The organism is Trinickia sp., assembly GCF_035492435.1.
GTDB lineage: Bacteria > Pseudomonadota > Gammaproteobacteria > Burkholderiales > Burkholderiaceae > Trinickia.
Genome location: NZ_DATJJF010000178.1, coordinates 1 through 25,693 on the forward strand (window position 1 = coordinate 1; position 25,693 = coordinate 25,693).

Annotated in this window: 19 protein-coding genes and 1 tRNA gene; 15 read left to right on the forward strand and 5 right to left on the reverse strand. The window is 61.0% G+C overall.

Going from position 1 to position 25,693, the window contains the following annotated elements:
• The first annotated feature begins 712 nt into the window (after positions 1–712).
• From VL598_RS12965 to dinB, 11 genes are all read left to right on the forward strand, one after another.
• Positions 713–1,228, forward strand: a complete 516-nt coding sequence (locus tag VL598_RS12965) for an SUF system Fe-S cluster assembly regulator (protein WP_325327131.1) — start codon at positions 713–715, stop codon at positions 1,226–1,228.
• Between the two features lie 65 nt (positions 1,229–1,293).
• Positions 1,294–2,742 carry a Fe-S cluster assembly protein SufB gene (sufB, locus tag VL598_RS12970; RefSeq protein ID WP_325327132.1) on the forward strand — a complete coding sequence of 483 codons (1,449 nt, stop codon included), beginning with the start codon at positions 1,294–1,296 and terminating at the stop codon, positions 2,740–2,742.
• Between the two features lie 14 nt (positions 2,743–2,756).
• Positions 2,757–3,530, forward strand: a complete 774-nt coding sequence (sufC, locus tag VL598_RS12975; protein ID WP_325327133.1) for a Fe-S cluster assembly ATPase SufC — start codon at positions 2,757–2,759, stop codon at positions 3,528–3,530.
• Positions 3,531–3,633: 103 nt separating this feature from the next.
• Positions 3,634–4,959, forward strand: coding sequence for a Fe-S cluster assembly protein SufD (gene sufD, locus VL598_RS12980; RefSeq protein ID WP_325327134.1), 1,326 nt, complete (start codon positions 3,634–3,636; stop codon positions 4,957–4,959).
• Positions 4,956–6,209, forward strand: coding sequence for a cysteine desulfurase (locus VL598_RS12985; protein WP_325327135.1), 1,254 nt, complete (start codon positions 4,956–4,958; stop codon positions 6,207–6,209). Before sufD ends, VL598_RS12985 begins: the two co-directional genes overlap by 4 nt.
• The gene (sufU, locus tag VL598_RS12990; protein ID WP_325327136.1) at positions 6,206–6,661 is read left to right on the forward strand and encodes a Fe-S cluster assembly sulfur transfer protein SufU; all 456 of its coding nucleotides are present in this window, start codon (positions 6,206–6,208) and stop codon (positions 6,659–6,661) included. The genes VL598_RS12985 and sufU overlap by 4 nt, the downstream gene beginning before the upstream one ends.
• Before the next feature lie 29 nt (positions 6,662–6,690).
• Positions 6,691–7,050, forward strand: coding sequence for an SUF system Fe-S cluster assembly protein (locus VL598_RS12995; protein ID WP_325327170.1), 360 nt, complete (start codon positions 6,691–6,693; stop codon positions 7,048–7,050).
• 1 nt (position 7,051) lies between these two features.
• Positions 7,052–7,384 (forward strand): non-heme iron oxygenase ferredoxin subunit, encoded by a 333-nt coding sequence (locus VL598_RS13000; protein WP_325327137.1) that lies wholly within the window; start codon positions 7,052–7,054, stop codon positions 7,382–7,384.
• Positions 7,385–7,558: 174 nt separating this feature from the next.
• A complete protein-coding gene (locus VL598_RS13005) occupies positions 7,559–8,281 on the forward strand; it encodes an FAD-dependent oxidoreductase (RefSeq protein WP_325327138.1) in 723 nt (240 codons plus the stop codon).
• 97 nt (positions 8,282–8,378) lie between these two features.
• Positions 8,379–8,455, forward strand: a tRNA-Met gene (locus VL598_RS13010).
• 354 nt (positions 8,456–8,809) lie between these two features.
• Positions 8,810–9,850: a DNA polymerase IV gene (gene dinB, locus VL598_RS13015; RefSeq protein ID WP_325327139.1), complete on the forward strand. Its 1,041-nt coding sequence runs from the start codon at positions 8,810–8,812 to the stop codon at positions 9,848–9,850.
• 116 nt (positions 9,851–9,966) lie between these two features.
• Here the strand turns inward: dinB and VL598_RS13020 are convergent, their stop codons facing one another.
• From VL598_RS13020 to fixL, 4 genes are all read right to left on the reverse strand, one after another.
• Complete coding sequence (locus VL598_RS13020; RefSeq protein WP_325327140.1) at positions 9,967–12,093, reverse strand: M3 family metallopeptidase; 2,127 nt, start codon at positions 12,091–12,093, stop codon at positions 9,967–9,969.
• Between the two features lie 28 nt (positions 12,094–12,121).
• A complete protein-coding gene (gene folD, locus VL598_RS13025; RefSeq protein WP_325327141.1) occupies positions 12,122–12,973 on the reverse strand; it encodes a bifunctional methylenetetrahydrofolate dehydrogenase/methenyltetrahydrofolate cyclohydrolase FolD in 852 nt (283 codons plus the stop codon).
• A gap of 373 nt (positions 12,974–13,346) precedes the next feature.
• Entirely contained in the window at positions 13,347–13,985 is a 639-nt protein-coding gene (gene fixJ / locus VL598_RS13030) for an oxygen response regulator transcription factor FixJ (RefSeq protein WP_325327142.1), read from the reverse strand.
• Positions 13,982–16,495 carry an oxygen sensor histidine kinase FixL gene (gene fixL / locus VL598_RS13035; RefSeq protein WP_325327143.1) on the reverse strand — a complete coding sequence of 838 codons (2,514 nt, stop codon included), beginning with the start codon at positions 16,493–16,495 and terminating at the stop codon, positions 13,982–13,984. Before fixL ends, fixJ begins: the two co-directional genes overlap by 4 nt.
• A 267-nt stretch (positions 16,496–16,762) precedes the next feature.
• On the opposite strand from fixL, the gene aceE reads away from it, so the two are divergent.
• The 3 genes from aceE to lpdA all read left to right on the forward strand — a co-directional run bounded on the left by aceE (position 16,763) and on the right by lpdA (position 23,031).
• Positions 16,763–19,459 carry a pyruvate dehydrogenase (acetyl-transferring), homodimeric type gene (aceE, locus tag VL598_RS13040; protein ID WP_325327144.1) on the forward strand — a complete coding sequence of 899 codons (2,697 nt, stop codon included), beginning with the start codon at positions 16,763–16,765 and terminating at the stop codon, positions 19,457–19,459.
• 83 nt (positions 19,460–19,542) lie between these two features.
• Positions 19,543–21,234 carry a dihydrolipoyllysine-residue acetyltransferase gene (aceF, locus tag VL598_RS13045; RefSeq protein ID WP_325327145.1) on the forward strand — a complete coding sequence of 564 codons (1,692 nt, stop codon included), beginning with the start codon at positions 19,543–19,545 and terminating at the stop codon, positions 21,232–21,234.
• Positions 21,235–21,267: 33 nt separating this feature from the next.
• The gene (gene lpdA, locus VL598_RS13050; protein ID WP_325327146.1) at positions 21,268–23,031 is read left to right on the forward strand and encodes a dihydrolipoyl dehydrogenase; all 1,764 of its coding nucleotides are present in this window, start codon (positions 21,268–21,270) and stop codon (positions 23,029–23,031) included.
• A gap of 167 nt (positions 23,032–23,198) precedes the next feature.
• Here the strand turns inward: lpdA and VL598_RS13055 are convergent, their stop codons facing one another.
• Positions 23,199–23,780, reverse strand: coding sequence for a phasin family protein (locus VL598_RS13055; RefSeq protein ID WP_325327147.1), 582 nt, complete (start codon positions 23,778–23,780; stop codon positions 23,199–23,201).
• Positions 23,781–24,454: 674 nt separating this feature from the next.
• On the opposite strand from VL598_RS13055, the gene pbpG reads away from it, so the two are divergent.
• A complete protein-coding gene (gene pbpG / locus VL598_RS13060; RefSeq protein WP_325327148.1) occupies positions 24,455–25,591 on the forward strand; it encodes a D-alanyl-D-alanine endopeptidase in 1,137 nt (378 codons plus the stop codon).
• The last annotated feature ends 102 nt before the right edge of the window (positions 25,592–25,693 follow it).

The window sequence follows — 25,693 nt, forward strand, 5'->3', positions numbered from 1 at the left end:
GCGTGCTTTTTAACGATGATGCGGGGAAAAGGATTCGGCTGGCTACCCACCTACGCATGTGGGATGGGGTAGGAAAATTGAGCCGACGAGGGATTTTACTGCGGGTAGGAGGCGACGAGTGCCTCGAGGGACCGGCTGAAGACCAAGCATGCAGGCAATCCGAAGAAAGCGGCGCCGAGGGGAGCTGAAAGGAAAGATTCGCACCAGGCGGCGAACATCAGCAAGCCCTATCTAAGTCATAAAGAGAGCGGCAAGCGGGATGGCTTGACGGAAGCCATGTCCAAGCTCGCTAAGGCGCTACAGGTTCCGATGGATTGGCTCGGGCAGTAGAGCTCCCCATCACTTCGCCCGAAGCCGCCCGCGAAAACTCGGCTGCTTTCTGTTGGTGCAAGAAGGGCTCGGGGTGCACAGTGCTTTGCGGGCATCATGAACTTCGCCGTTCCCGGCGTCACCTACACGTGCAGGGTTTCTGCTTGAGGTCTAGAATGGTTATGCGTTGTCAAGGTGCAAGGTGCAAACGCATCGACGTCGACGACGCGAAATATGACGGCTTGTGTGCCTACACAAAAACTCCAAACGTAGGATGTTTTTCATCCATCTGAAGTGAGCTTATGCCGGACGAATCAGTACCTATCTGGTCCTGATTAGGATAACTAACTATAAGAAAGAGATCGTCCACATATTTAGGATTCCTGAATAAGGGGAACGCCTCATGCTACGGATGAGCAAACTGGCCGATTACGGCACGGTGATTCTCGTGGCGATGGCACGTGATCCGCTGGTCGTCCATAGCGCGGGCAGTCTCGCGAGCACCACAGGTATTCCGCTGCCGACGGTAGCCAAAGTGATGAAGATTGTCAGCCGCAGTGGACTCGTCGAGTCGATGCGCGGTGCGAGTGGTGGGTATCTGCTCAAGCTGCCTCCGAGGCGCATCACGCTTGCCGAGGTCATCGTTGCCTTGGATGGCCCGCTAGGGGTGACAGAGTGCAGCGTCATGCCGGGCAGATGTCAGCAAGAGCCGATGTGCGGCGCGCGGGCCAATTGGCAAAAGGTAAATCGGCTTGTGCTTGAGGCGTTGAAACAGGTGTCGCTCGCCGATATGGCCGGGCCCGTCCTGAGCGAGGCCGACCTGAGCGCGATTCGTATGCGAGTTAGGCGGCGAGAGGACGGAACCGGCGCGTTGGAGCAGGGGAAGCCGACACGCGCGCCACGCGAAGCTCGCGAGTGAGGCGGCCCCGTGGCCGCGCCATGTTTCGGCCCGGCCACGGCAGCGTTAAGAAGGGGAGGCCACGTATGAGTTCACCAACGACCCCGATCGATCAATTGATCAGTCGTGAATACCAGCACGGATTCGTCAGCGACGTGCAATCCGATACGCTGCCGCGCGGCTTGTCCGAAGACGTGATCCGGCTGATTTCGGCGAAGAAGAACGAGCCCGAGTTCATGCTCGAATGGCGGCTTGCGGCCTACCGACACTGGTTGACGATGAAAGAACCCGGGTGGTCGACCGTGCGCCATCCGCCGATCGACTATCAAAACATTGCGTATTACTCGACGCCGTTCTCCAACGAGAACCGACCGAAGAGCCTCGATGAAGTCGACCCAGAACTTTTGCGCACTTATGAAAAGCTCGGTGTGCCGCTCAAAGAGCGAGAACTTCTTGCGGGCGTCGCGGTGGATGCGGTCTTCGACAGCGTCTCGGTGGCGACGACATTCCGGGACAAGCTCGCGGAACTGGGAATCGTCTTTTGTTCGTTCTCCGAAGCAATCGAGCAACATCCCGAACTTGTCAGACAGTACCTGGGATCGGTCGTTCCGCACACGGACAACTTCTTCGCGGCGCTGAATTCCGCCGTCTTCAGCGATGGATCGTTTTGCTACATCCCGCCCGGCGTGCGCTGCCCGATGGAGCTCTCAACTTACTTTCGCATCAACGCGAGCAACACAGGGCAGTTCGAACGCACACTGATCATCGCGGACAAGGGCGCCTATGTGAGCTATCTGGAGGGCTGCACGGCGCCGATGCGCGATGAAAATCAACTGCACGCGGCCGTCGTCGAACTCGTCGCGCTCGAGGGCGCGCAAATCCGATACTCGACGGTGCAGAACTGGTACCCGGGGGACCGCGAGGGCCGTGGCGGCATCTACAACTTCGTGACCAAGCGCGGCGACTGCCGGGAAGCAAACTCGAAGATCTCGTGGACGCAGGTTGAAACGGGTTCAGCCATTACATGGAAGTATCCGAGCGTCATCTTGCGCGGCGACAACTCAGTGGGGGCGTTTTACTCGGTCGCATTGACCAACCATTTCCAGCAGGCCGACACCGGTACGAAGATGATCCATCTTGGGCGCAACACGCGCAGCACCATCATCTCGAAAGGCATTTCGGCGGGCCGGGGCAGGAATGCATACCGTGGGCTCGTCAGGGTTGGGCGAGATGCCGAGGGTGCGCGTAACTACACGCAGTGCGATTCGCTATTGCTTGGCGAGCGTTGCAGCGCTCATACGTTTCCCTATATCGAGGTGAAGAATCCGACGGCCAATGTGGAACATGAGGCGTCGACCTCGCGCATCGGCGAAGACCAGCTGTTCTACTGCAGGCAACGCGGTCTTTCCGACGAAGACGCGGTGTCGATGATCGTCAATGGCTTTTGCAAGGAGGTATTCAAAGAGCTGCCGATGGAGTTTGCCGTCGAGGCACAGAAGCTGCTCGGCGTGAGCCTAGAGGGCAGCGTCGGCTAACGGGAAGGGCGATCATGCTTGAGATCAGCAAACTGAACGTGGAAGTCGAGGGCAAGCCAATTTTGCGAGGAGTGGACCTGCGCGTGAATGCAGGCGAGGTGCACGCGATCATGGGGCCGAACGGGTCGGGCAAGAGCACGCTCGCCTACGCGTTGGCCGGTCGTGATCGCTACGTCGTCACGGGCGGCACGGTGCGATTTCTCGAACACGATCTATTAGCTCTTTTACCCGAAGAGCGCGCGCGTGCGGGATTCTTTCTGGCGTTTCAGTATCCGGTCGAGATACCGGGTGTGAGTAACGTTTATCTGCTGAAAGCGGCGCTCAATGCACAACGCCGGCATCGAGGCGAGCCGGAGCTCGATGCGATGGAGTTCCTGCAGATAGTTAAGGAGAAGATGGCGCTGATGCAAATGGACGAGAGCCTGCTCTACCGCGCCGTGAACGAAGGTTTCTCGGGCGGAGAAAAGAAGCGCAACGAGATTTTGCAACTGGCGGTGCTTGAGCCGCGCTTCGCGATTCTCGACGAGACGGATTCCGGTCTCGATATCGATGCGCTGCAATGCGTCGCCAATGGGGTGAACCAGATGCGCGATTTGCATCGCGCAATCGTGCTCGTCACGCACTATCAGCGCTTGCTCGATTACGTCGTGCCCGACTACGTCCACGTACTGTCACGGGGGCGCATCGTCAGATCGGGAACGTGTGAGCTTGCGATCGAACTCGAGCGTAAGGGGTACGGGTGGTTGACCGAAGATGCCGCGGGCGAGCCTCCGGCGCTCGGCCAATAGTTGCGTTGCCATGCCGCGGCCGGCGCGTTGGCAGCAGTGAATCGCCAGCCGTGAGCGCATGGGGAAGCATTGCCAAATTTCCAATGTCACGAGGGGGAGCGCAATGAGCGAATCGATGCTCGATCCATACCGCGACGCGTTTCATCTGCTCGCGAAGACGCTACCGGGCGCTGAGCTCAGCTGGTTACGCAGCGCGCGGCGCCATGCGTTTGAACGGTTCGAGGCATTGCGTTTTCCGACTACGCGATCGGAGGAATGGAAGTACACGAATGTGTCGGCGATTGGCCAGCGTCCGTGGCATTTCGCGTCGTCGCGCGGTGATAACGTCGACGTGTCGGCCATCGTCGATGACCTCGTCCTCGATAAGACAGCGACGCGCTTGGTCTTTGTCAACGGTCGCCATGCGCCTAGGCTTTCTCGCATAGGGGATCTGCCCGAAGGCGCTTTCGTCGGCAGCCTCACGCGCGCGTTGCGCGAGATACCGGAGCGACTTGAGCCTTTGATTGCACGCGTCATGCCGCATGATGGCTTCGCCGCACTCAACGCTGCCTTTCGGAGCGACGGCTACGTTGTTGTATTGCCGGCCGCGTGCCGCATTGAGTCACCCATGCAGATGCTTTTCATCGCGGAGGAAACGGGGCTTGCCACGCATCCGTTCAACGTCGTGCTGGCCGAGCAGGCGTCGCATTGCGCCATCGTCGAGCAATTCGTTGGTGTGGCCGACGACAGCTATCTGACGAACGCGGTGACCCGTATCGTTGCGGCCGAGGGGGCCGATATCAGTCATTGCCGCATTCAGGAAGAGGCGCGCCGTGCATTTCACGTTGCGCGCATGGATGTGGAGGCGCAATGTTCGAGCCGCGTGGCATCGCATGCCTATGCATTCGGCAGTGCGTTATCGCGTGTCGATATCGATGTTAATTTGGCAGGTACCGATGCGCGCACGGATGTGAACGGGCTTTACTTCGCGCGCGGGCGTCAACACATGGATCATCACACGCGCATTGAACACGAGCTGCCGCGTTGCACGAGTCGCGAGCATTACCGGGGCGTGATCGACGATGCCTCTCATGGCGTTTTTGACGGCCGCGTCATCGTTCACCAGGGGGCACAGCAGACGGATGCTCATCTCGCCAATCAAAACCTGCTGCTTTCGCATGACGCTGAGATCGACACGAAACCGCAGCTTGAAATCTACGCCGATGACGTGAAGTGCACACACGGGGCGACGGTAGGTCGGCTCGATGAAACTCAGCTCTTTTACCTGCGTGCGCGGGGCATTGATGAATCGGTTGCGCGTGCGACGCTCGTTTGGGCGTTTGCGCGTGACGTCATCGATCGCATGAACGCCGACTCGGTGCGTGCCCGGCTGACGAAGCTGTTGCTTGCTCGCACACCCGAGGCTGCACGTATTCGTGAACTAATATGACGCCCATCGAATCACTGACGATACCCGATGCGCCTACGATTGCGCGCTGGCGCGACGACTTTCCGATCCTGCGTACTCGCGTGCACGGGAAGCCGCTCGTCTATCTCGACAATGGCGCAACGACGCAGAAGCCCACTGCTGTCATCGAGGCGGAGCGAGATTACTACATGCATGCGAACGCCAACGTGCATCGCGGCGTGCATTGGCTCTCACAGCGGGCGACGCGCGATTACGAAGGGGCACGCGCCAGGATCGCGAGCTTCCTCAATGCGGCGCAACCGGAGGAGATCGTATTCGTGCGCGGCACGACTGAGGCGATCAACCTTGTTGCACAAAGCGACGTGCGTGGGCGGATTAAACCGGGTGACGAGATATTGATCAGCGCGATGGAGCATCATTCCAACATCGTGCCTTGGCAGCTTGTCTGCGAGCAGACAGGGGCCCAACTGAGGGTGGTCCCCATCGACGACAGCGGCACGCTCGATTTCGAAGCCTACGAGCGCATGATCAACGCGCGCACGCGTATCGTCGCCGTGACGCACGTTTCGAACGCGCTCGGCACCATCAATCCGGTTGAACGACTTATCGACATTGCGCACGCGCATGACGTGCCGGTATTGCTCGATGGCGCACAGGCTGTCGCGCACGTCCCCGTGGATGTACGCGCGCTGGACTGCGATTTTTATGCGTTCTCGGGCCATAAGATCTATGGCCCGACGGGCATCGGCGTGCTCTATGCCAAAGCGAATCGGCTCAAGGCGATGCCGCCTTGGCAAGGTGGCGGCGACATGATTCGATCGGTGACGTTCGAGCGCACGGAATACAACGACATACCTTGGAAGTTCGAGGCCGGCACGCCGAACATCGCCGGCGCAATTGGGCTTGCGGTAGCGCTCGATTATGTGAGGGCGATTGGCATCGAGGTGATCGGCAGGCATGAAGCACAACTGCTCGCCGATGCAACCGAGGCGATGCGTGCAGTGCCGCGCGTGAGGTTGATCGGCACAGCGCAGGACAAGGCGGCGATCGTCTCGTTCGTCCATGAAGACGTGCACGCACACGACGTGGGCACTATTCTTGACCACTGTGGTGTGGCGGTGCGCGCGGGACACCATTGCGCCATGCCGGTCATGCAACGCTTTGGCGTGCCCGCGACCGTGCGCGCATCGTTCGCACTCTACAACACGCGCGAGGATATCGATGCGCTCGTCGCGGCAATGAGGAAGGTGCAGGAGGTGTTCGGGCGATGAGCGATCTACGCGAGCTTTATCAGGAAGTGATCTTCGATCACTACCGGCAACCGAGGAATCGTGGCGTACTTCCGCACGCGAACCACAGCGCGGAAGGCTACAACCCGCTGTGCGGTGACCGCGTCACGCTGTATTTGATCATCGAGGACGGCGTCGTCAAGGATGCGCGCTTCGAAGGCTCGGGTTGCGCCATTGCCACCGCATCGGCGTCGATGATGACCGAAGCGCTGAAGGGCCGCACCGAGGCGCAGGTGCGCGCACTGTTCGAGCGGTTCCACGAAGGGGTCACGACGCCACCCGACGTACCGTTGAGCGTGGACCCGGCTCTCGGCAAGCTCGAGACGCTCTTGGGCGTGCGTGAGTTTCCGGCGCGCATAAAGTGCGCAACGCTCGCTTGGCACACGCTGCTCGCTGCACTGCAAGATGAGAGGGGCACGGTATCTACCGAATGAGCGCCGAATGAGACGAGGCAGCTATGACGATGAGGGCACTGGATTGGCTCAAACGTGGCCAGAAGATCGATCAGGCGAGCGGGGCGCGTTTGCGCTCGCGCGTCATCGAGGCATTGCGCAGCGTCTTCGACCCAGAGATACCCGTCAATATTTATGACCTCGGGCTCGTCTATGCACTCGACATCGACGAAGACAAAGGGCACGTGGCGATTTGCATGACGCTGACGGCGCCGGGCTGCCCGGTGGCCCAGACCTTTCCTTCGGTGGTGGAAGAGGCGGTGCGTTCCGTGGAGGGCGTGGGCGATGTCACGGTTGAACTCGTGTGGGAGCCGCCGTGGTCGCGCGAGCGCATGTCCGAGGCAGCGCGTTTGCAGTTGGGGCTGATTTGACATGTCGGACTGGGTCGACGTCGGCTTGCTCGCGGATTTCCCACCCGGCTCAGTGAAGAGCCTTGATGTGGACGGGACGCAGGTCGCCGTTTTCAATGTCGACGGCGCATGCCACGCGATCGAGGATTGCTGTACCCACGATGGCGGCATTCTGACGGGAGGCGCGCTCGAGGGGGATGAGGTCATTTGTCCGCGGCACGGGGCGCGTTTTTGCGTCAGGACGGGGCGGGCGCTCTCGCCGCCCGCCTATGAGGATGTAGCGGTTTTTCCCGTGCGCATCGAGGGCGGTGTCATTCAGGTTCGCGATCCGCGCTGGGATGACGAGGGCGGTTGAAGCCACGTCGGCGGTGCTATCGAAGTCAACCGCCATTGAAGCCAACGGCACCAAAGTCGAGCGTCCGGCCTGCCGCAGATGCGTCTGCCGGCAAATGCAGCGATCCGGGAGGGTTCTGGACGAACGGGGCGCGTTGCAGGATGATGCGATTGTCGTCAATGGCCGGGGGCTGTCATGAGCACCTACGATACCAAGCTGGCTGCGCGCGACATCGTCGCCAGGGATACGATGACTTTCGAGTTCGAACGGCCTCAAGGCTTCGACTTCAAAGCAGGGCAGTGGATGGACATTACCCTCGTCGATACGGCCGTTGCAGAAGCGCAAGGTGCTCGTCACACTTTTTCGATCGTCAGCGCGCCGTTCGAGAATAAGCTGGCCATCGCCACGCGCATGCGCGACAGCCCGTTCAAACGAGCGCTTAAGCTGATGCCGGTTGGCACGCAAGTGCGCATCGACGGTCCGCACGGTTCGTTGACGCTGCACAGGGAAACGCTGCGTGCCGCCGTGATGATCGCGGGCGGCATCGGCATTACGCCTTTTTTGAGCATGGCGCGTCAGGCGTCCAATGACCAAGCACCGCAGTGCCTCTTTCTCGTTTTCTCCAATCGCCGACCGGAGGATGCACCGTTTATCTCCGAGTTGACTCAACTAGAGCGGGTCAACGCCAGTTTCCGCCTCGTTGCGACGATGACGCAGCCCAACAAGTCGAACATTCATTGGAACGGTCGGACGGGATATATCGACGAGCACATGTTGCGACAAGTCACGGGCAATCTTGCTGAGCCCATCTACTATCTGGCGGGACCGCCCGTGATGGTCGAGGCGATCCGCGAGACGCTGGTGGATATGGGTGTGGCCGACGGGGCGGTGCGTAGCGAGGAGTTTTGGGGCTATTAGAGTTTCACGTGAGGCGGACTCCCCCGGGGTGTTATGAAGTAGGGACATTTAACGTTTGACAGCCGACGCAAAACCCCCTATACTTATTTTTCTCTGACGCGGGGTGGAGCAGTCTGGCAGCTCGTCGGGCTCATAACCCGAAGGTCGTAGGTTCAAATCCTACCCCCGCAACCAAACAAAGCAAACACCCGCCTCTGGCGGGTGTTTGCTTTTGGGCTCGCCTTTTCGACGCGCTGTGCAGGCGGTGATCGGTGGCCATCGGTTCTGCAGAGCGGAATCCATCGGTCGTCCGAGATTGCACGCTCCCGATCGCTGTTCGACGCAAACGGCACGGTTTCAGTCCATCGCTTGAAAGCTGGCCTGTGTTTTTGTACAGTGTTGCTCACTTTGAGCACGAGCGGCCATATCCCTACCACATCCCCCGATGGAGAGCCTGCGACACCGGACGCGCAGGCAGGCCCCGCGCACGCCGTTTTCCAGCGCAAGATCATCCATTGCGACTGCGACTGTTTCTACGCCTCAGTCGAGATGCGCGACGATTCAACCCTGCGCGGCCGGCCGTTAGCGGTCGGCGGTCGGCCCGAGCACCGTGGCGTTGTTGCCACCTGCAACTATGAGGCACGCCGTTTCGGGATTCATTCGGCGATGTCCTCGGCATTGGCGATGCGCAAGTGCCCCGAGCTGCTCATTTTGCCGCCGGCAATGGAAAAGTACCGGACGGCCTCGCGACAGATCATGGCGATCTATCGCGACTACACGGACGACGTCGAGCCGCTCTCGCTCGATGAAGCGTACCTTGACGTCACCGGTTCGGCGCGCTGCAAAGGAAGCGCAACGCTGATCGCAGCCGAAATCCGCGAGCGTGTGCGCGAGACGGTCGGTGTGACTGTGTCGGCTGGGGTGGCCCCCAATAAGTTCATCGCCAAAATCGCTTCGGACTGGAAGAAGCCCGATGGGTTGTTTGTTGTACGTCCGCAAGAGGTGGACGCGTTCGTTGCCGCATTGCCGGTGCGCAAGATTTTCGGCGTCGGCAAGGTCACGGCCGCCAAACTCGAAGGGCTGGGCATCGAGACTTGCGCCGATTTGCAACAGTGGTCGCTCGTCGATCTGCATCGCCGCTTTGGCGCATTCGGCAAGCGTCTTTACGAACTTTCGCGCGGTATCGATCATCGTGCGGTCGTGTCGCACCAGGCGCGCAAGTCGATCAGCGTCGAAACCACCTATGTGACGGATCTGAGAACACCTGAGGCCTGCGCCGCGGAAATCCGGGCTCTCACCGAGCGGCTCGACACGCGCATCGAGCGGGCCGGCGCCGCGGCAGCCGTACGGAAGCTCTTCGTGAAGATCCGCTTCGCAGACTTTCAACGCACAACGGTGGAGTGCGTGGCCGAGGCAACCGATATTCCGACGCTGCTTGCCCTGCTCGAAAAAGGCTTGGCGCGGCGCAAGCTGGCGGTACGGTTGCTCGGCGTCGGTGTTCGACTCGAAGAAGACGATGCGGCGGAAAACGGCCAGTTTTTGCTCTTTGACGCCTCGCCGTCCGGCGGGCGGCGAGAGAGGCTAGCTTGAGCTTGAGGCCGTCACCGGCAGTGAGGGGGCCGGCATCGAAGGCCGCCCGTAGTCGACCTTACCGGCATCGTTAGCCCGGCCGGCGACAGCGTTGCGCGCCGGCCGGCTCACCGCAATTACTGCGTATGTGTCACTGCCATGCCGTTGTGCCGCAGCAGCGCGTCGATGCTGGGTGCGCGGCCGCGGAATGCCGTGAACGACTCCATTGCAGGCCGGCTGCCGCCGACTTCGAGGATCTCCTGGCGATAACGCCGGCCGGTGTCCGCGTCGAGCACGCTGCCGTCCGCTGTGCGAGCTGCGTCTTCAAAAGCTGCGTACGCGTCGGCGGATAGCACTTCGGCCCATTTGTAGCTGTAGTAGCCGGCCGCATAGCCGCCCGCGAAGATATGGCTGAACGTGTTGGGCCAGCGTGAGAACGGTGCCTGGGCGATAACGTGATAACGCTCGTTGGTGTCGCGTGCAATATCGTTGGCGCTTTCGGCACCCGCCGCATCGAAGTCCATATGCAGGCGCATGTCGAAGATCGAAAAGACGATCTGCCGCAACATGCCGAGCCCGCTCTGGAAGTTCTTGGCGGCCAGCATTTTGTCGAAGAGTTCGCGCGGCAGCGTTGCGCCGGTATCGACGTGAGCCGTCATATCGGCGAGTACATCCCACTCCCAGCAGAAGTTTTCCATGAATTGCGACGGCAACTCGACCGCGTCCCACTCGACGCCATTGATGCCCGACACGGCGAGTTCGTCGACGCGCGTGAGCATGTGATGAATCCCATGCCCAAACTCGTGAAAAAGCGTGATGACCTCGTCGTGCGTGAAGCAGGCCGGTTTGCCGCCCACCGGTGCCGAAAAATTGCACGTGAGGTAGGCAACGGGCGTTTGCACACCGCGCTCGGTCTTGTGACGCGAGCGCGCGTCATCCATCCAGGCGCCGCCGCGCTTGCCTTCGCGCGCGTAAAGATCGAGATAGAACTGCGCGACGAGTGAGCCGTCGCGGTTTTCCACGCGAAAAAAGCGTACGTCAGGGTGCCAGACAGCGGCTTCGTCGCGGCGGATCGAGACACCGAAGAGCGTCTCGGCCACCTTGAAGAGACCGTTCAGCACTGCGTGCTCGGGAAAGTATTGCTTGACCTCGTTTTCAGAGAACGCATAACGCTTTTCGCGCAGACGCTCGGCAGCGAACGCCATATCCCACGGTTCGATCTGGGCGAGTCCGAGCTCGCTCGTCGCAAATTCGCGCAGCTCGCGCCAGTCCTGTTCCGCATACGGGCGCGCGCGTTGCGCGAGATCTTCGAGGAAAGCCACGACCTCCTCAGGCGAATCGGCCATCTTTGCCACAAGCGACACTTCCGCGAAATTGCGGTAGCTGAGCATCTGCGCTTCTTCACGCCGCAGCTTCAGCAGCTCAGCCATGATGTCCGTGTTGTCCCACTCCGCGTTGCCTGCGCCGTAGACGCCACCGAGCTCCGATGCGCGCGTCACGTACGCGCGGTACATCGCCTCGCGCATCGGGCGGTGAGCCGCGTACTGCATCACCGGGAAATAGGAGGGGAAGTGCAGCGTGAACTTCCAGCCCTCGACGCCCGCTGCCTGTGCGGCTTGGCGCGCGGCTAGCACGACGTCCTCGGGCAAACCGGTGAGCTCCGCCTCGCTAGTTACGATGTAGGCATAGGCGTTCGTCGCGTCGAGGACGTGATCGGAAAACGCCTTCGCAAGCGCGGCCTGCCGCTCCTGCAACTCGGCGAAGCGAGGCTTCTGTTCATCGGGCAATTCCGCGCCTGACAGCCTGAAGTCACGCAGTGCGTTTTCGAGAATCTTCTTACGCTCCGTGCTGAGCGCGTGGTATTCGGGGCTGGCCGAGATCGCCCGGTATTTCTCGAAGAGCGCGAGATTCTGGCCGACGCTCGACCAGAACTCGGTGACGCGCGGCAGATTCTCGCCGTACGCGGCACGCAACTCAGGCGTGTCGGCCACGCCGTTGAGATGACCGGCGATGCCCCAGGCGCGCGCGAGCGGCTCGGTCGCACGCTCAGTCGCATCGACCACCTCGGACCAAGTCGCTGGCGTTTCGTCGGCCAGGGCGCGATCGACGGCATTTTGGGCATCGGCGAGCAGGACGTCGAGCGCGGGCGTGACATGCTCGGGCCGGATTTCCCCAAAGCGCGGTAAGCCGGAGAAATCGAGCAGCGGATTGCTGCCGCCGTCAGACGGGGCAGACGGCTTGGGCGTAGTGGTGTTCGGGGCCATGGAGCTTCTTCCTGTCAGTCGTGAGGGGTTAACGCGCCGCACGCTCGGCGGCTTCAATCGTGTTCACCAGCAACATGGTAATCGTCATTGGGCCGACGCCGCCGGGAACCGGCGTGATAAAGCCTGCGACTTCGCGCACACCCGCGAAATCCACGTCGCCGCAGAGTTTGCCGGCGTCGTCGCGATTCATCCCGACGTCGATGACGGCGGCTCCAGGCTTGACCATGTCGGCCGTCACGAGGTTGCGCCGGCCCGTGGCGGCCACGATAACGTCGGCCTGCCGTGTATGCGCCGCCAGATCGCGCGTCTTGCTGTTGCAGACGGTGACGGTCGCGCCGGCCTCGATCAGCAGCAGCGCCATTGGCTTGCCGACGATGTTCGAGCGGCCGATCACGACAGCATTCGCGCCCTTCAGATCAATGTCGCAGGCTTCGAACATTTTCATGACGCCATACGGCGTGCAGGGCCGAAACAGCGGCTTGCCCGTCATCAGGGCACCCGCATTGGCGACGTGAAATCCATCCACATCCTTTTCGGGCGCGATTGCCTCGATTACCTTATGGCTGTCGATGTGCGATGGCAGCGGCAATTGAACGAGAATCCCGTGAATCCTCGGATCGCGGTTGAGTTCGTCGATGCGCGCCAGCAACGCTTCTTCGGACAGCGTGGCCGGGTAACGGTCGTACGACGAGTGGATGCCGTTGTCTTCACACGCCTTCACCTTATTGCGCACGTAGACTTCGCTCGCGGGGTTGTCGCCGACGAGCACGACTGCGAGCCCCGGCTGGCATCCGCGTGCCGTTAGTGCAGCGGCGCGGGTGGCAACGTCTCCACGCAAAGTCTTGGAAAGGGCAATGCCGTCGATCAGGTTCGCTGTCATGGTGGGTCGGTGGGAATAGAAGAAGCACAAAGCACAATTCCGTGTGCGAACTGCCAAGGGCGCTAGCGTGGGGCGCAACGCGCAGCGGACGGCGGTGTTCGACGGCGCTTGAGCCGCACGGTTCGGCTCATCATCCTCATGAAGAGGCGGCAGCGCGCAAGGACGAAATTATACCGCCGGTCCGTCGGGTCAGCCGGACGTGGAGGCGGGATTGACCGCCAAGCGCGGCGGGGAGCGCGGCAGAGAAAGGGCTCGATGGATCCCGGTACTCGCCGCACCGGGCCATAGGCAATGCAAAGGTAGCCGAGAAAGATCGGCAAAGGGTGTAGACGCGCCTCGCGCCAAAGAGGATTCCCGGCGCGAGGCGTCGGCCTTACTGTTGAGGCTTGTTCGAGAGCGCAAGCCGAAGCAGATCGGCCACCGTATTGACGTTGAGCTTTTCCATGATGTTCGCCCGGTGCGCCTCGACGGTCTTGATGCTGATGCCGAGGTCGTCGGCGATCTGCTTGTTCAGGCGCCCGGCAATGATGCGCTCCAGCACCTGATGCTCGCGCGCCGTCAGCTTCGAGAGGCGCTCGGCAGCGGCGCGCTGCTGCTGCACGGTGCTGCTCTCGCTGCGCGCCTTCTCGAGCATGCGCTCGACTAGCTTGCGCAGTTCCGCTTCGTCGAACGGTTTTTCAATGAAATCTATCGCGCCACGTTTCATCGTCGACACCGCCATCGGCACATCGCCGTGACCGGTCACGAAGATGGTCGGCAGCGATGCGTTCTCGGCGATGAGCCGCTCCTGAAGTTCAAGGCCGCTCATGCCCGACATGCGCACGTCGAGAATCAGACAGGCGATCTGCCCCGCGTGCAGGACCGGCTGGTAGGCGTCGAGAAACTGCTCGGCGCTCGAGAAGCACTGCACCCGATAGCCATTCGCCTCCAGCAGCCAACGCAGCGAGTCGCGCACGGCCTCGTCGTCATCGACGACAAAGACGGTTTCCTGTGTGGTAACTGGGCTACTCATATCTCTCCCGTAACGGTTTGCGGTTTCGTGGCCTCGGAGCCGCTATTGTTTCGATCGGTTGGTTCGCCGATCGGCAGACTAACGTGAAACGTGGCGCCTGTAACCTTTCCCTCAGCGTCGATGTTGTTGACGACCCACAAGCGCCCGCGATGTGACTCGATGATGGAACGGCAGATGTTGAGCCCCATGCCCATGCCGTCGGACTTGGTACTGAAAAACGGCTCGAACAGCCGCTCGATGGCAGTCTCGTCGACGCCTGGCCCCTGATCAACGACACTGATGCACACGAAGCCGGCGTCGAGCGACACGACGACGCGGATTACCGGGTCGACGGCGTTCGGCCGCGCGTCGTGCATTGCCTCAGCGGCGTTCTTCAGCAAGTTGACGAGTACCTGTTCGATAAGAACCGGGTCGACGTAGACGACGGGCAGGCGCGAGCGGATCTCCGTCACGATGCGAATGCGGCGCTTGCGTACCTCGATCTCGGCCAGTCCCACTGCATCCGCCAGGATGTCGGACACGCGTGCAGCCTGGCGCTTGGGCTCGCTGCGTTTGACGAACTCCCGAATGCGCTTGATGATCATACCGGCGCGCACGGCTTGCTGCGCTGTTTTTTCGAGCACCGGCAGCAGCGTGTCGGGTGTCGTGCGTCCCGACTTGACGAGCGCCACCGTGCCCGAGCAGTAGTTGTTGATCGCGGCCAGAGGCTGGTTGAGCTCATGGGCGAGCGACGATGCCATCTCGCCCATCGTCATGAGGCGGCTTGTGAACTGGAGCTTTTCCTCCTGCTGCCGGGCGAGCTCCTGGGCCTCTTTGCGCGTCGTGATGTCGGTGGCGATCTGCATCTGTGCGAGATGGCCGTCGACCCATTGAATGTACTGGCGGCGCACCTCGAACCACTTCTGAATACTCTGCACGTAGACTTCCTGCGCGTCCGCCGCACTTTCGGTCAGTGCTGCGGCTGGCAACCCCGCGAAAGTGTCGACCATATCGATCGAGTCGGACGATGCCTGCGTATCGTCGAAGCTGCTGCCGGACAGCTCCAGGTGTCCGTCCGGACGAATGCCGAACAGATGCCGGTAGTAACGGTTCGCGAAAAGCAGCTCCGCCTTGTCGGCGGCGAGCACGGATACGGCAGCGTCCAGGCTTTCGAGCACGGTGGTGAAGCGCTCGTGTGCTGCGGCGAGCTCTTCTCGAGCGCGCTTGGGTTCCGTGATGTCGGTCATTGAAGACATCCATCCCGTTTGCCGCCCTGAACTGTCGATGAGTGGGGAAACGTACAGACGGGCGTGAAAGACCGAGCCATCCTTGCGGCGCACGCGCAATTCGAACCCCGAAGAGGGCACCTTGCCGCGCAGCGTCATGTCCAGCTGCCGCTGCATTTCCGGATAAGCGTCGCGCGGCCAGTACGGGAAGGGGGCCGTCTTGCCGATAAGATCGCTTTCGTCCCAGCCGGTCATCCGGCAGAAAGCGGGATTCACGTGCGTGATCCGCCCGTGCATGTCGAGCACGCGCATGCCGATCAGTACCGAGTTCTCCATTGCGCGGCGGAAAAACGCTTCGGCATAGAGCGCTTGCTGTGCCTCGAAGCGCTGTCGCGTGTGCTTCCAAAGACTCCACAGGCTCCACAGCACGAAGCACGAGAGTCCCGCCACGAGCCAGGCCAGCGTGTTGTTGGTGAAGTTGGTCAGCTGCGGATACGCATAGACGCGGACCATGAGCCCCTGGCCCGGCGGATCGAGCGGCAGGTCGTAGAACATGTCGCGAGGCAGGCGCGGGCGAGTCGACGTCGTGGAGAGCTCGCGGTTGTTCACGTCGATGAGCGAAATCTTGTATTTGGCCGACAGCTCGGGCGGGATGTCGTGCTTGAGGATGCCCTCGACGGAAATGACGGCGCTCACCGAGCCGAGAAACTCGCGGTCACGGTAGACGGGCGTCTGCAGCGTCAGATAGCCGTTGCCGAGGTCATCGTAGATGAGCGGCGAGTAGACCTGACGCCGCATGGTGCGCGCGTCGGAAAAAGCAGCGTTCACGGCCACGTCTATCTGCGCATCGGTGAGACGCGCGAAACGCTGCCCGGCGAGCGTCGGTGCTGCACCCGGCCAGCGTGGCGTCCTCTGGCTTGTGTACCAGTTGAGAAAAATGATTTCCGGGTGCGCCTGCATGAGATCGGCGCTAGTCGTCTGAAATGCCCTCTCTTCGACATGACCGCCCGCGAGCTCGCGCGAGAGCGCTTGCAACTGCTCCTGCGAACTTGTCATGGAGAGCCGGATTTGCTGCTGGGCCCACGCGACGTTGCGGTAGAGCGTGTCCTCCTGCTGTTGCTGCTCGCGCCTGTTCAAGCTCCACAGGATCAGGCTCATGACGACGAGAAACACCAGGATCGACAGGAGCGGCGTCAGCAAATAGGAGTTCGACCACAGGGGTCCGTGGTGCCAGCGGGACGGCGCCGACTCTGCCCGGAGACCGGACGGGCGCGCCTGGCGTGCGAAAAACCGATCGGTGAACATGGCTCGAATTGTAACGCACCGCTGAGCCGCCAATTGGCGTAAAACAACGTAAGCGGCTTTTCGCGCCCTCGATCACGGCAATGGCGGCCATGCCAGCATCGTTCGATGTGCTTGGGCGAAATTTCGCATCGTGAGAAATGATCCCGTAATTCGAAAATTTGATTGCGCATACGGCGCAGGGGTCTTTACAATCGGCGACAACTGCCGCGCGGCCGGGCCTTCCCGAGTCGTCAATTCCAAGAGCGTTCCTCTATCCAGGAGACAAGAATGTCCGCAGTGCCTGACGAAGTGATGAAGTACGTCGCCGATCACGACGACGATCCCCAGGAAACCGGCGAATGGCTCGAGGCGCTAGACGGCGTCATTTCGGCCGAGGGCCCTGACCGCGCGCATTACCTCATCGAAAAGCAGATCGAATTTGCCCGCGTGCATGGCGAGCATCTGCCGTTTTCCGCTAATACGCCCTACATCAATACGATTCCGGTCGCGAGCCAGGCCAAGATTCCGGGCGATCAGGACATCGAGCACCGCATTCGCTCTTACACGCGCTGGAATTCGATCGCGATGGTCCTGCGCGCCGGTAAACATACGAACGTCGGCGGCCACATCGCCTCGTTTGCCTCGGCAGCGACGCTGTACGATGTCGGCTTCAACCATTTCTGGCACGCCCCGTCGGACAAGCACGGCGGTGACCTCGTCTTCGTGCAGGGCCACTCGTCACCGGGCGTCTACGCACGCGCCTTCCTGCTTGGCCGCCTGAACGAAAAGCAGCTTGACCACTTCCGCCAGGAAGTGGGAGGCGAGGGGATCTCGTCCTATCCCCACCCCTGGCTCATGCCCGACTTCTGGCAGTTTCCGACGGTGTCGATGGGCCTCGGGCCGATCATGGCGATCTACCAGGCGCGCTTCATGAAGTACATTCAGGCGCGCGGCATCGTCAACGCGGAAGGACGCAAGGTCTGGGCGTTCCTTGGCGACGGCGAGACCGACGAACCGGAATCGCTCGGCGCGATCGGCATGGCCGGCCGTGAGCGGCTCGATAATCTGGTGTTCGTCGTCAACTGCAACCTGCAGCGTCTTGACGGCCCCGTGCGCGGCAACGGCAAGATCATCCAGGAGCTCGAGTCCGAATTCCGCGGTGCCGGTTGGAACGTCATCAAGGTGATCTGGGGCAGCCGCTGGGACGCGCTTTTCGCGCGCGACAAGAAAGGGCTGCTCATGCGCCGGATGATGGACGTCGTCGATGGCGAGTATCAGACTTACAAGGCCGAATCCGGCGCCTACATCCGCGAGCATTTCTTCAACACGCCTGAGCTCAAGGCGCTCGTCTCCGATTGGTCCGACGACGACATCTGGAATTTGAACCGCGGCGGCCACGATCCGCACAAGATTTACGCGGCATTCCACTCGGCTGTGCATCACAAGGGTCAGCCGACCGTCATTCTCGCCAAGACGATCAAAGGCTACGGCATGGGCGAGGCCGGTCAGGCGATGAACATTACCCACCAGCAAAAGAAGATGCAGGTGGACCAGCTCAAGGCGTTCCGCGAACAGTTCCATCTGCCGATCTCCGATGAAGAGATCGTCGATGTGCCGTACCTCAAGTTCGAAGAGGGTTCGAAGGAACTCGAATACATGCGCGCGCAGCGCCAGGCGCTCGGCGGGTACCTGCCGGCGCGTCGCCAAAAGGCGCCCGAATCGCTGCCGGCGCCGCCACTGTCAGCGTTCGAGCCGCTCTTGAAGGGCACCGGCGAAGGGCGCGAGATCTCGACGACGATGGCTTTCGTGCGGATTCTCAACATTCTGCTGAAAGACAAGGCACTTGGCCGGCGCGTCGTGCCGATCGTGCCGGATGAGTCGCGCACGTTCGGCATGGAAGGCCTTTTCCGGCAGATCGGCATCTGGAATCAAGAAGGGCAGAAGTATGTGCCTGAGGATTCCGATCAGCTGATGTTCTACAAGGAGTCCGAGACCGGCCAGATCCTGCAGGAAGGGATCAATGAGGCCGGTGGCATGTGCGACTGGATCGCGGCCGCGACGTCATACTCGACGCACGGCGAAATCATGGTGCCGTTTTACATCTTCTACTCGATGTTCGGCTTCCAGCGCATTGGCGATCTCGTCTGGGCAGCCGGCGACATGCGCTCGCGCGGCTTCCTGCTCGGCGGCACCTCGGGCCGTACGACGCTCAACGGCGAGGGGCTCCAGCACGAAGACGGTCATTCCTTGCTGTGGGCATCGTCGGTGCCGAACTGCGTCAGCTATGACCCGACTTTCGGCTACGAGCTTGCCGTGGTCATGCAAGACGGCCTGCGGCGCATGGTCGAGAAGCAGGAGGACGTCTTCTACTACGTCACCGTGATGAACGAGAACTACGAGCATCCGGCGATGCCGCAAAGCGACGAAGTCGCCGAGCACATCATCAAGGGCATGTATTCGTTCCGGAAAGCCGACGCCGGCGAGAAGGGGCCGCGTGTGCAATTGATGGGTGCGGGCACCATCCTCAATGAAGTGATCGCGGCGGCGGACTTGTTGATGAACGAGTGGGGCGTCACGGCTGATATCTGGAGCGTGCCGAGCTTCACGGAGGTCGCACGCGACGGTCAGGCGGTCGCGCGGTGGAACTTGCTGAACCCGAGCGAGCCGCGCAAGCTGTCGCACGCCGAAACGCTGCTCAAGGATGCGCGAGGGCCGGTCATCGCCTCGACCGATTACGTCCGCGCCTTGGCGGACCAGATTCGTGCCTACGTGCCGCAACGGTACGTGGTGCTGGGCACGGACGGCTACGGCCGCTCGGACACGCGTGAGCAGCTGCGTCATTTCTTCGAAGTCGACCGCTACTGGGTCACGGTGGCGGCACTCAACGCGCTCGCAGACGAAGGCACCATCGAGCGCAAGATCGTTGCCGATGCGCTGGCCAAGTATCGCCTCGATCCCAATAAACCCAACCCGATGACCGTTTAAGGCATCGCTTTCGCGAGAGTGGCAGTGCGAGCAAGGGAGCCGCGCCAAGCGGCTCCCCTTGCGTGCCCAGGAGACACCAGAAAATGAGTGCAGCGATCGAAGTCAAGGTGCCGGACATCGGCGATTTCAAGGACATTCCTGTTATCGAAGTGCTGGTCAAGCCCGGCGATACCGTGGAAAAGGAGCAGTCCCTCATCACGCTCGAGTCGGATAAGGCGACGATGGATGTGCCAAGCCCCCGCGCCGGCACGGTGAAAGAAGTCAAAGTCAAGCTGGGCGATCACGTGTCCGAGGGCACGCTGATCGTGCTGTTCGAAAACGGGGCAGAAGCCGTCGCTCAGCCTGCCTGGGCAAATGGCGCAGCCGCACACGCGAATGGGGCTGTGGCACGGCCCGCAGCAGCAACGCAAGCACAAGCGGTGAGCGCCGCGCCGGCTGCCGCACCGGCAGGTGGCGCGCTTCAGGAAGTGAAAGTGCCCGACATTGGCGATTTCAAGGACGTGCCCGTCATCGAAATCGCGGTGAAGCCCGGCGATCGTGTGCAGAAAGAGCAGTCGCTCATCACGCTCGAGTCGGATAAGGCGACGATGGACGTGCCGAGCCCCGCGGAGGGCGTGGTCAAGGAAGTGCGGGTGAAGGTGGGCGATTCGGTCTCCGAGGGCTCACTGATTCTGTTGCTCGAGTCGGCGGGCGCAGCGGCCACTGCTGCCGAGCAGCCGCAGGCGCCCGCCCCGCAAAAGAAGATCGAGCAGCCCGAAGATTCGCCGCGGGCCGCCGCGCCACACCCTGTGCCGACACCGCCGTCCGCGCTGGCACAAGCGCCGGCGATCCCGGTGGGCGAGCGCAAGCCTAGCCATGCTTCGCCGTCCGTACGCAAGTTCGCGCGCGAGCTTGGCGTTGAGGTTGCGCTCGTGCAGGGCACGGGGCCGAAGGGCCGCATTACGCAGGACGACGTGACGGCATTTGTGAAGGGCGTCATGACGGGGCAGCGGGCAATCGCCGCCGCGCCGGCAGCTGCGGCGAGCGCTGCGGGTGGTGGCGAGTTGAACCTGTTGCCGTGGCCGAAGGTGGATTTCGCGAAGTATGGCCCGATCGAGACGAAGCCGATGTCTCGCATCAAGAAGATCTCGGGCGCGAACCTGCACCGCAACTGGGTGATGATTCCGCACGTCACGCAGAACGAGGAAGCCGACATCACGGATCTTGAGGCGCTGCGCGGGCAGCTCAACAAGGAAAATGAGAAGGCGGGTGTGAAAGTCACGATGCTCGGCTTCGTCATCAAGGCGGTCGTCGCAGCGCTGAAGAAGTATCCGCTTTTCAACGCGAGCCTCGATGGCGACAACCTCGTCTACAAGCAGTACTACCACATTGGCTTTGCAGCCGATACGCCGAACGGGCTCGTGGTTCCGGTCATTCGGGATGCGGACAAAAAGGGCTTGATCGAGATCTCGAAGGAAATGGCCGAGCTTTCGAAGCTCGCGCGCGACGGTAAGCTCAAGCCCGATCAGATGCAGGGCGGCACGTTCTCCATCTCGTCGCTGGGCGGTATTGGTGGCACGCACTTCACCCCGCTCGTCAACGCGCCGGAGGTCGCAATCATCGGCCTTTCACGCACCGAGATGAAGCCCATGTGGGACGGCGCCCAGTTCATCCCGCGACTGACGCTGCCGCTGTCGCTTTCGTATGATCACCGGGTCATCGACGGCGCCGAGGCCGCGCGCTTCAACGCGTACCTGAGAACGCTGCTCGGCGATTTCCGGCGCGTGATTCTTTGATCGTCGACGACCGAAACCAACAGGGGACGCGAAATGACTAGCGTTGAAGTGAAGGTACCTGACATCGGCGATTTCAAGGATGTCGACGTTATCGAAGTTCACGTCAAAGCCGGCGATGTGATCGAGAAAGAGCAAACGCTCCTTACTCTCGAGTCGGACAAGGCGACGATGGAAGTGCCGAGCGACGTCGCAGGCAAGGTCACCGAGGTGTATGTCAAGGTCGGTGACCAAGTATCGCAAGGCTCGATCATCGCCAAAGTCGAGCCACTTGCCTCGAGCGCACCGGTCGCCGCCAAAGCGGCGCCCGAGCGGGCAGCTGCGCCGTCGGCTGGCGCCGGGGCTGTCCCGACCAGTGCGCCGCAACCGGGCGCCTACGCCGGCGCGGCGGACATCGAATGCGACATGGTCGTGCTCGGTGCGGGTCCCGGCGGCTATTCGGCTGCGTTCCGTTCGGCCGATCTCGGTATGAAGACGGTGCTGGTCGAGCGTTATCCGACGCTCGGTGGCGTGTGTCTCAACGTCGGCTGCATTCCGTCCAAGGCGTTGCTGCATACGGCGCTCATCGTGGACGAGGTCAGCGAGTTGGCTGCGCACGGCATCTCGTTCGGCAAGCCGGAGATCAATCTCGACAAGCTGCGCGATTTCAAATCGGGTGTCGTCAAGAAGTTGACGACCGGCCTGGCCGGCATGGCTCGGGCTCGAAAGGTGGAAGTCGTGACGGGCGTCGGCGCTTTCATCGATCCGCACCACATGGAAGTTGCGACGGAAAGCGGCAAGAAGATCGTCAAATTCCAGAAAGCCATCGTCGCAGCGGGTTCGCAGTCCGTGATGCTGCCTTTCATGCCCGATGATCCGCGCGTCGTGGATTCGACGGGCGCGCTCGAGCTGCGCCAGATTCCGCAACGCATGCTGGTGGTGGGTGGCGGCATCATCGGGCTCGAGATGGCGACGGTCTACGCGACGCTTGGCGCGAAGATCGACGTAGTCGAGATGCTGGACGGTCTGATGCTCGGGGCCGATCGCGACCTCGTCAAAGTGTGGGAGAAGTACGCCGGCAGGCATTTCGCCAACGTCATGCTGAAAACGAAAACGACGTCTGCGAAAGCGACTCCTGACGGCATTTATGTGTCGTTCGAAGGCGAAAAGGCACCGGCCGAGCCCCAGCGCTACGATCTCGTGCTTGTCGCCGTCGGTCGCAGTCCGAACGGGAAAAAGATTGGTGCCGACAAGGCGGGCATCGCGGTGACGGAGCGCGGCTTCATCGAAGTCGACAAGCAAATGCGCACGAACGTGCCGCACATCTTTGCGATTGGCGACATCGTCGGTCAACCCATGCTCGCTCACAAGGCGGTGCACGAAGGTCATGTCGCCGCAGAGGCGGCGCATGGCGAGAAGGCCTATTTCGACGCGCTGCAAATTCCATCGGTGGCGTATACCGATCCGGAAGTCGCGTGGGCTGGCAAGACCGAAGAGCAGTGCAAGGCCGAGGGCATCAAGTACGGCAAGGCGGTATTCCCCTGGGCCGCTTCAGGCCGTGCGATCGCAAACGGACGCGACGAGGGATTCACGAAGCTGATTTTCGACGAAGACACACACCGTGTAATCGGCGGCGGCATCGTGGGCCTCAACGCGGGCGATCTGATCAGCGAGGTTTGCCTGGCGATCGAAATGGGCGCGGATGCAGCCGACATTGGCCGCACGATCCATCCGCACCCCACGCTCGGCGAGTCGATCGGTATGGCTGCCGAACTCTACGAGGGTGTCTGTACCGACCTGCCGCCGCAGCGGAAGAAGTAAGCGGAAAGTCAGCCATGGTTTAGCCATGGCTGACCGTTGGCAGCCATTGGTTGCCGACGCAAAAACGGCGCGCTCCCAGCAGAAGGGAGTGCGCCGTTCTCTTTTAATGGCGTTGCTTCGTGGGCGCCTCACTCTGACGTGGGGCTGCCCTCGCCTGATGATGAAATTCAGGCAGGTTTTTTCGCGGTTGCGCGTGCAGCCTGGGAAGCGGCTTGCTGAGCCGCTTTTTGCGCTGCCGTTGCCGCCGCATTGAAGTTGCTTTCAGCGATTTCGACAGCTTGCTTCGTCGCTTTGTGGACGGTTTCGTAGGTCGTGTTGGCGGCGGTGATGGCCGATTTCATCACGGCCACAGCCGTTTCCGAGCCGGCCGGGGCGTTTTTGCCGATGTTCTCGACCAGCGCCTGGACCTTACGGTTTTGCTCTTCGTACTGCGCTTCGGCGACGCGGGCAAATTCGGCTTGCGTGGCCGATGCGATCTCGTACAGATGCCGGCCATACGAGAGTACTTTTTCCGCGACAGGCTGCGTCAGGCTCGCCTGCAGCGAAAGCAACTCTTGCGCATCCTTCACCGACAGCGCCCGCTGAGCGTTCTCCTGGCTTTCCGCGATCGTGGACTTCACGACTTGCAGGTTCAATTCGACCAGCTTCTCGATACCTTCGAAGGCCTTGTTGGTAAGGCCAAACAGCGCTTCGAGGTTGGCCTTTTGGGCTGCCGCGAATTGCTCGGGTGTCAGCAGAGTCATCTTCATGCTCCTGAAAATCGATCTGTCTAGTGCAGATCGGATGGGGGATGGGCACAGCTAGCAACCGCGTCACGCGTCTTGCAAGATTGTGCGTTGCAACAACGGCTCTTATTGTACGTCGTATGGGGCAGATGTCAAGCGTAATGTGTTGCGGTGCAGCAATTCAAGAGAATTTAGGCTGGGAGGAGCGTTGACGGTAATTTTTCTCGTTCAAACGTTCGATTTATGTGCGTTTTGCTGCGTTGCGGCCACCGGTGCTGCGGTGCGTGATCGATTGCTCGTCGGCAGGCAGCCGTGCACGAATGCGCTCGCCTTGCGTTGAGTTTGTCGGCTGTCTGGGGCCGTAGAGGGGGGCGGGAGTGAAGGGGGCAGATCCTCGGCGATTTGTCGATTGCCGCGGATTTTCTGCCGGGGCGTCGCACGGACTGATAAGAAGAAATTCTCTTTCGATTTGCCTTCAAGTTTGCGCGAGACGCGTTTATATGTGGTCAAGGCCTTATATCGGCCCATGGTTTTGCCGCACGATGAACGCATCGGTGTGTGACAACAGTGCCGTGTCTACACCTACAAATCGCTTCAAGGAGGCTCGGTAAGTGGTTCAGATTGCTTATTTTTCGGACCTTTAATACACTTGCCGACAAACTTTTCCGTCTCTCGCCACCCTGTTGTAAAGAATACCAATGAAAACCGCAAAGTTTTCTTCGCTCAGAGTAATGCAATGCGGGGCGTTAACGAGAGTCGTCTCGGTTACTGCTTCCATGCTCATCGCTGCGATCTTCGCGGCTCCAGCCGACGCGTTCGCCGCGTCTAGCGCGACTGATACGGCCTCGGCCACGCCCGCCCCGAATAAATCACACGAGACCCCAAAGGCCGTCAAAAAGAATCTTGCTGCATCGAAGCCGGTTGCCGTATCTGACGACAAATCACGCAAAAAACGTGTCACCTACAAGCTGAGGTCGCGTGGGCATCACGGTGCGTTGCGCAAGGTCGCGTTCGAGCCCCATACGCAGCCGTTCAAGCTGCAGGAAGGGGCTGTCGCCCTTGCATTGCGCTCGAATATTGCCTATGTCGTCGATCAGAACACGTCTGAATCGCTTTTCGATAAAAACTCGCATTCCGTTGTGCCCATCGCATCGATTACGAAGCTGATGACATCGATGGTTGTGCTCGATTCGAAGGAGCCGTTGGACGAAAAGATCGAAGTGACGGATGACGATCGCGATTACGAGAAGCACACGGGCTCGCGTCTTTCCGTTGGATCGGTACTGTCGCGCGAGGACATGCTTCATATCGCGCTGATGGCGTCCGAGAACCGCGCCGCGGCGGCGTTGTCGCGCTACTATCCCGGTGGCCGCCCGGCCTTCCTGGCAGCGATGAATGCCAAGGCGAAGGCGCTTGGCATGACCGACACCCATTTTGAGAATCCTACCGGGTTGACTAGCCACAACGTCTCGACGGCTCGCGATCTGGTCAAGATGATCGAGGCGGCCTACCAGTACCCGCTCATCCGACGGTTCTCGATCGACCACAGCTATACGGTCAATACCGGCAAGCGGGTCATTGCGTACAACAGCACCAATGCGCTGGTGCGGAACCCGTCATGGGATATTGGTCTGCAAAAAACGGGCTTTATCAATGAGGCGGGCGAATGTATGGTGATGCAGGCGACGATCGATAATCGCCCCGTCATCATTGTGTTGCTCGATTCGTTGGGTAAATACTCGCGTTTTGCCGACGCCGCACGCCTGCGCACTTGGCTCGACAACGGCGGCGATCAGCGCATGACAAGCGCCGACGCGACTGGAAGCGGGACCTGATCGGAGTGTTCGCTCCGGTGCAGTCATGAAAAAAAAGCCCCGTCCTGCTGGAACGGGGCTTTTTTTCGGGTTCGCGGTTCGTGAAGCCACGAGCGCACTCCA

Coding starts and splice junctions, on each gene's coding strand:
- VL598_RS13055 (WP_325327147.1), bottom strand. CDS start 23,780: ATGAAGATGACTCTGCTGACACCCGAGCAATTCGCGGCAGCCCAAAAG.
- folD (WP_325327141.1), bottom strand. CDS start 12,973: ATGACAGCGAACCTGATCGACGGCATTGCCCTTTCCAAGACTTTGCGT.
- aceE (WP_325327144.1), top strand. CDS start 16,763: ATGTCCGCAGTGCCTGACGAAGTGATGAAGTACGTCGCCGATCACGAC.
- pbpG (WP_325327148.1), top strand. CDS start 24,455: ATGAAAACCGCAAAGTTTTCTTCGCTCAGAGTAATGCAATGCGGGGCG.
- sufD (WP_325327134.1), top strand. CDS start 3,634: ATGAGCGAATCGATGCTCGATCCATACCGCGACGCGTTTCATCTGCTC.
- fixJ (WP_325327142.1), bottom strand. CDS start 13,985: ATGAGTAGCCCAGTTACCACACAGGAAACCGTCTTTGTCGTCGATGAC.
- sufU (WP_325327136.1), top strand. CDS start 6,206: ATGAGCGATCTACGCGAGCTTTATCAGGAAGTGATCTTCGATCACTAC.
- VL598_RS13000 (WP_325327137.1), top strand. CDS start 7,052: ATGTCGGACTGGGTCGACGTCGGCTTGCTCGCGGATTTCCCACCCGGC.
- sufC (WP_325327133.1), top strand. CDS start 2,757: ATGCTTGAGATCAGCAAACTGAACGTGGAAGTCGAGGGCAAGCCAATT.
- sufB (WP_325327132.1), top strand. CDS start 1,294: ATGAGTTCACCAACGACCCCGATCGATCAATTGATCAGTCGTGAATAC.
- VL598_RS13020 (WP_325327140.1), bottom strand. CDS start 12,093: ATGGCCCCGAACACCACTACGCCCAAGCCGTCTGCCCCGTCTGACGGC.
- VL598_RS13005 (WP_325327138.1), top strand. CDS start 7,559: ATGAGCACCTACGATACCAAGCTGGCTGCGCGCGACATCGTCGCCAGG.
- VL598_RS12995 (WP_325327170.1), top strand. CDS start 6,691: ATGAGGGCACTGGATTGGCTCAAACGTGGCCAGAAGATCGATCAGGCG.
- VL598_RS12985 (WP_325327135.1), top strand. CDS start 4,956: ATGACGCCCATCGAATCACTGACGATACCCGATGCGCCTACGATTGCG.
- VL598_RS12965 (WP_325327131.1), top strand. CDS start 713: ATGCTACGGATGAGCAAACTGGCCGATTACGGCACGGTGATTCTCGTG.
- aceF (WP_325327145.1), top strand. CDS start 19,543: ATGAGTGCAGCGATCGAAGTCAAGGTGCCGGACATCGGCGATTTCAAG.
- dinB (WP_325327139.1), top strand. CDS start 8,810: ATGCGCGACGATTCAACCCTGCGCGGCCGGCCGTTAGCGGTCGGCGGT.
- fixL (WP_325327143.1), bottom strand. CDS start 16,495: ATGTTCACCGATCGGTTTTTCGCACGCCAGGCGCGCCCGTCCGGTCTC.
- lpdA (WP_325327146.1), top strand. CDS start 21,268: ATGACTAGCGTTGAAGTGAAGGTACCTGACATCGGCGATTTCAAGGAT.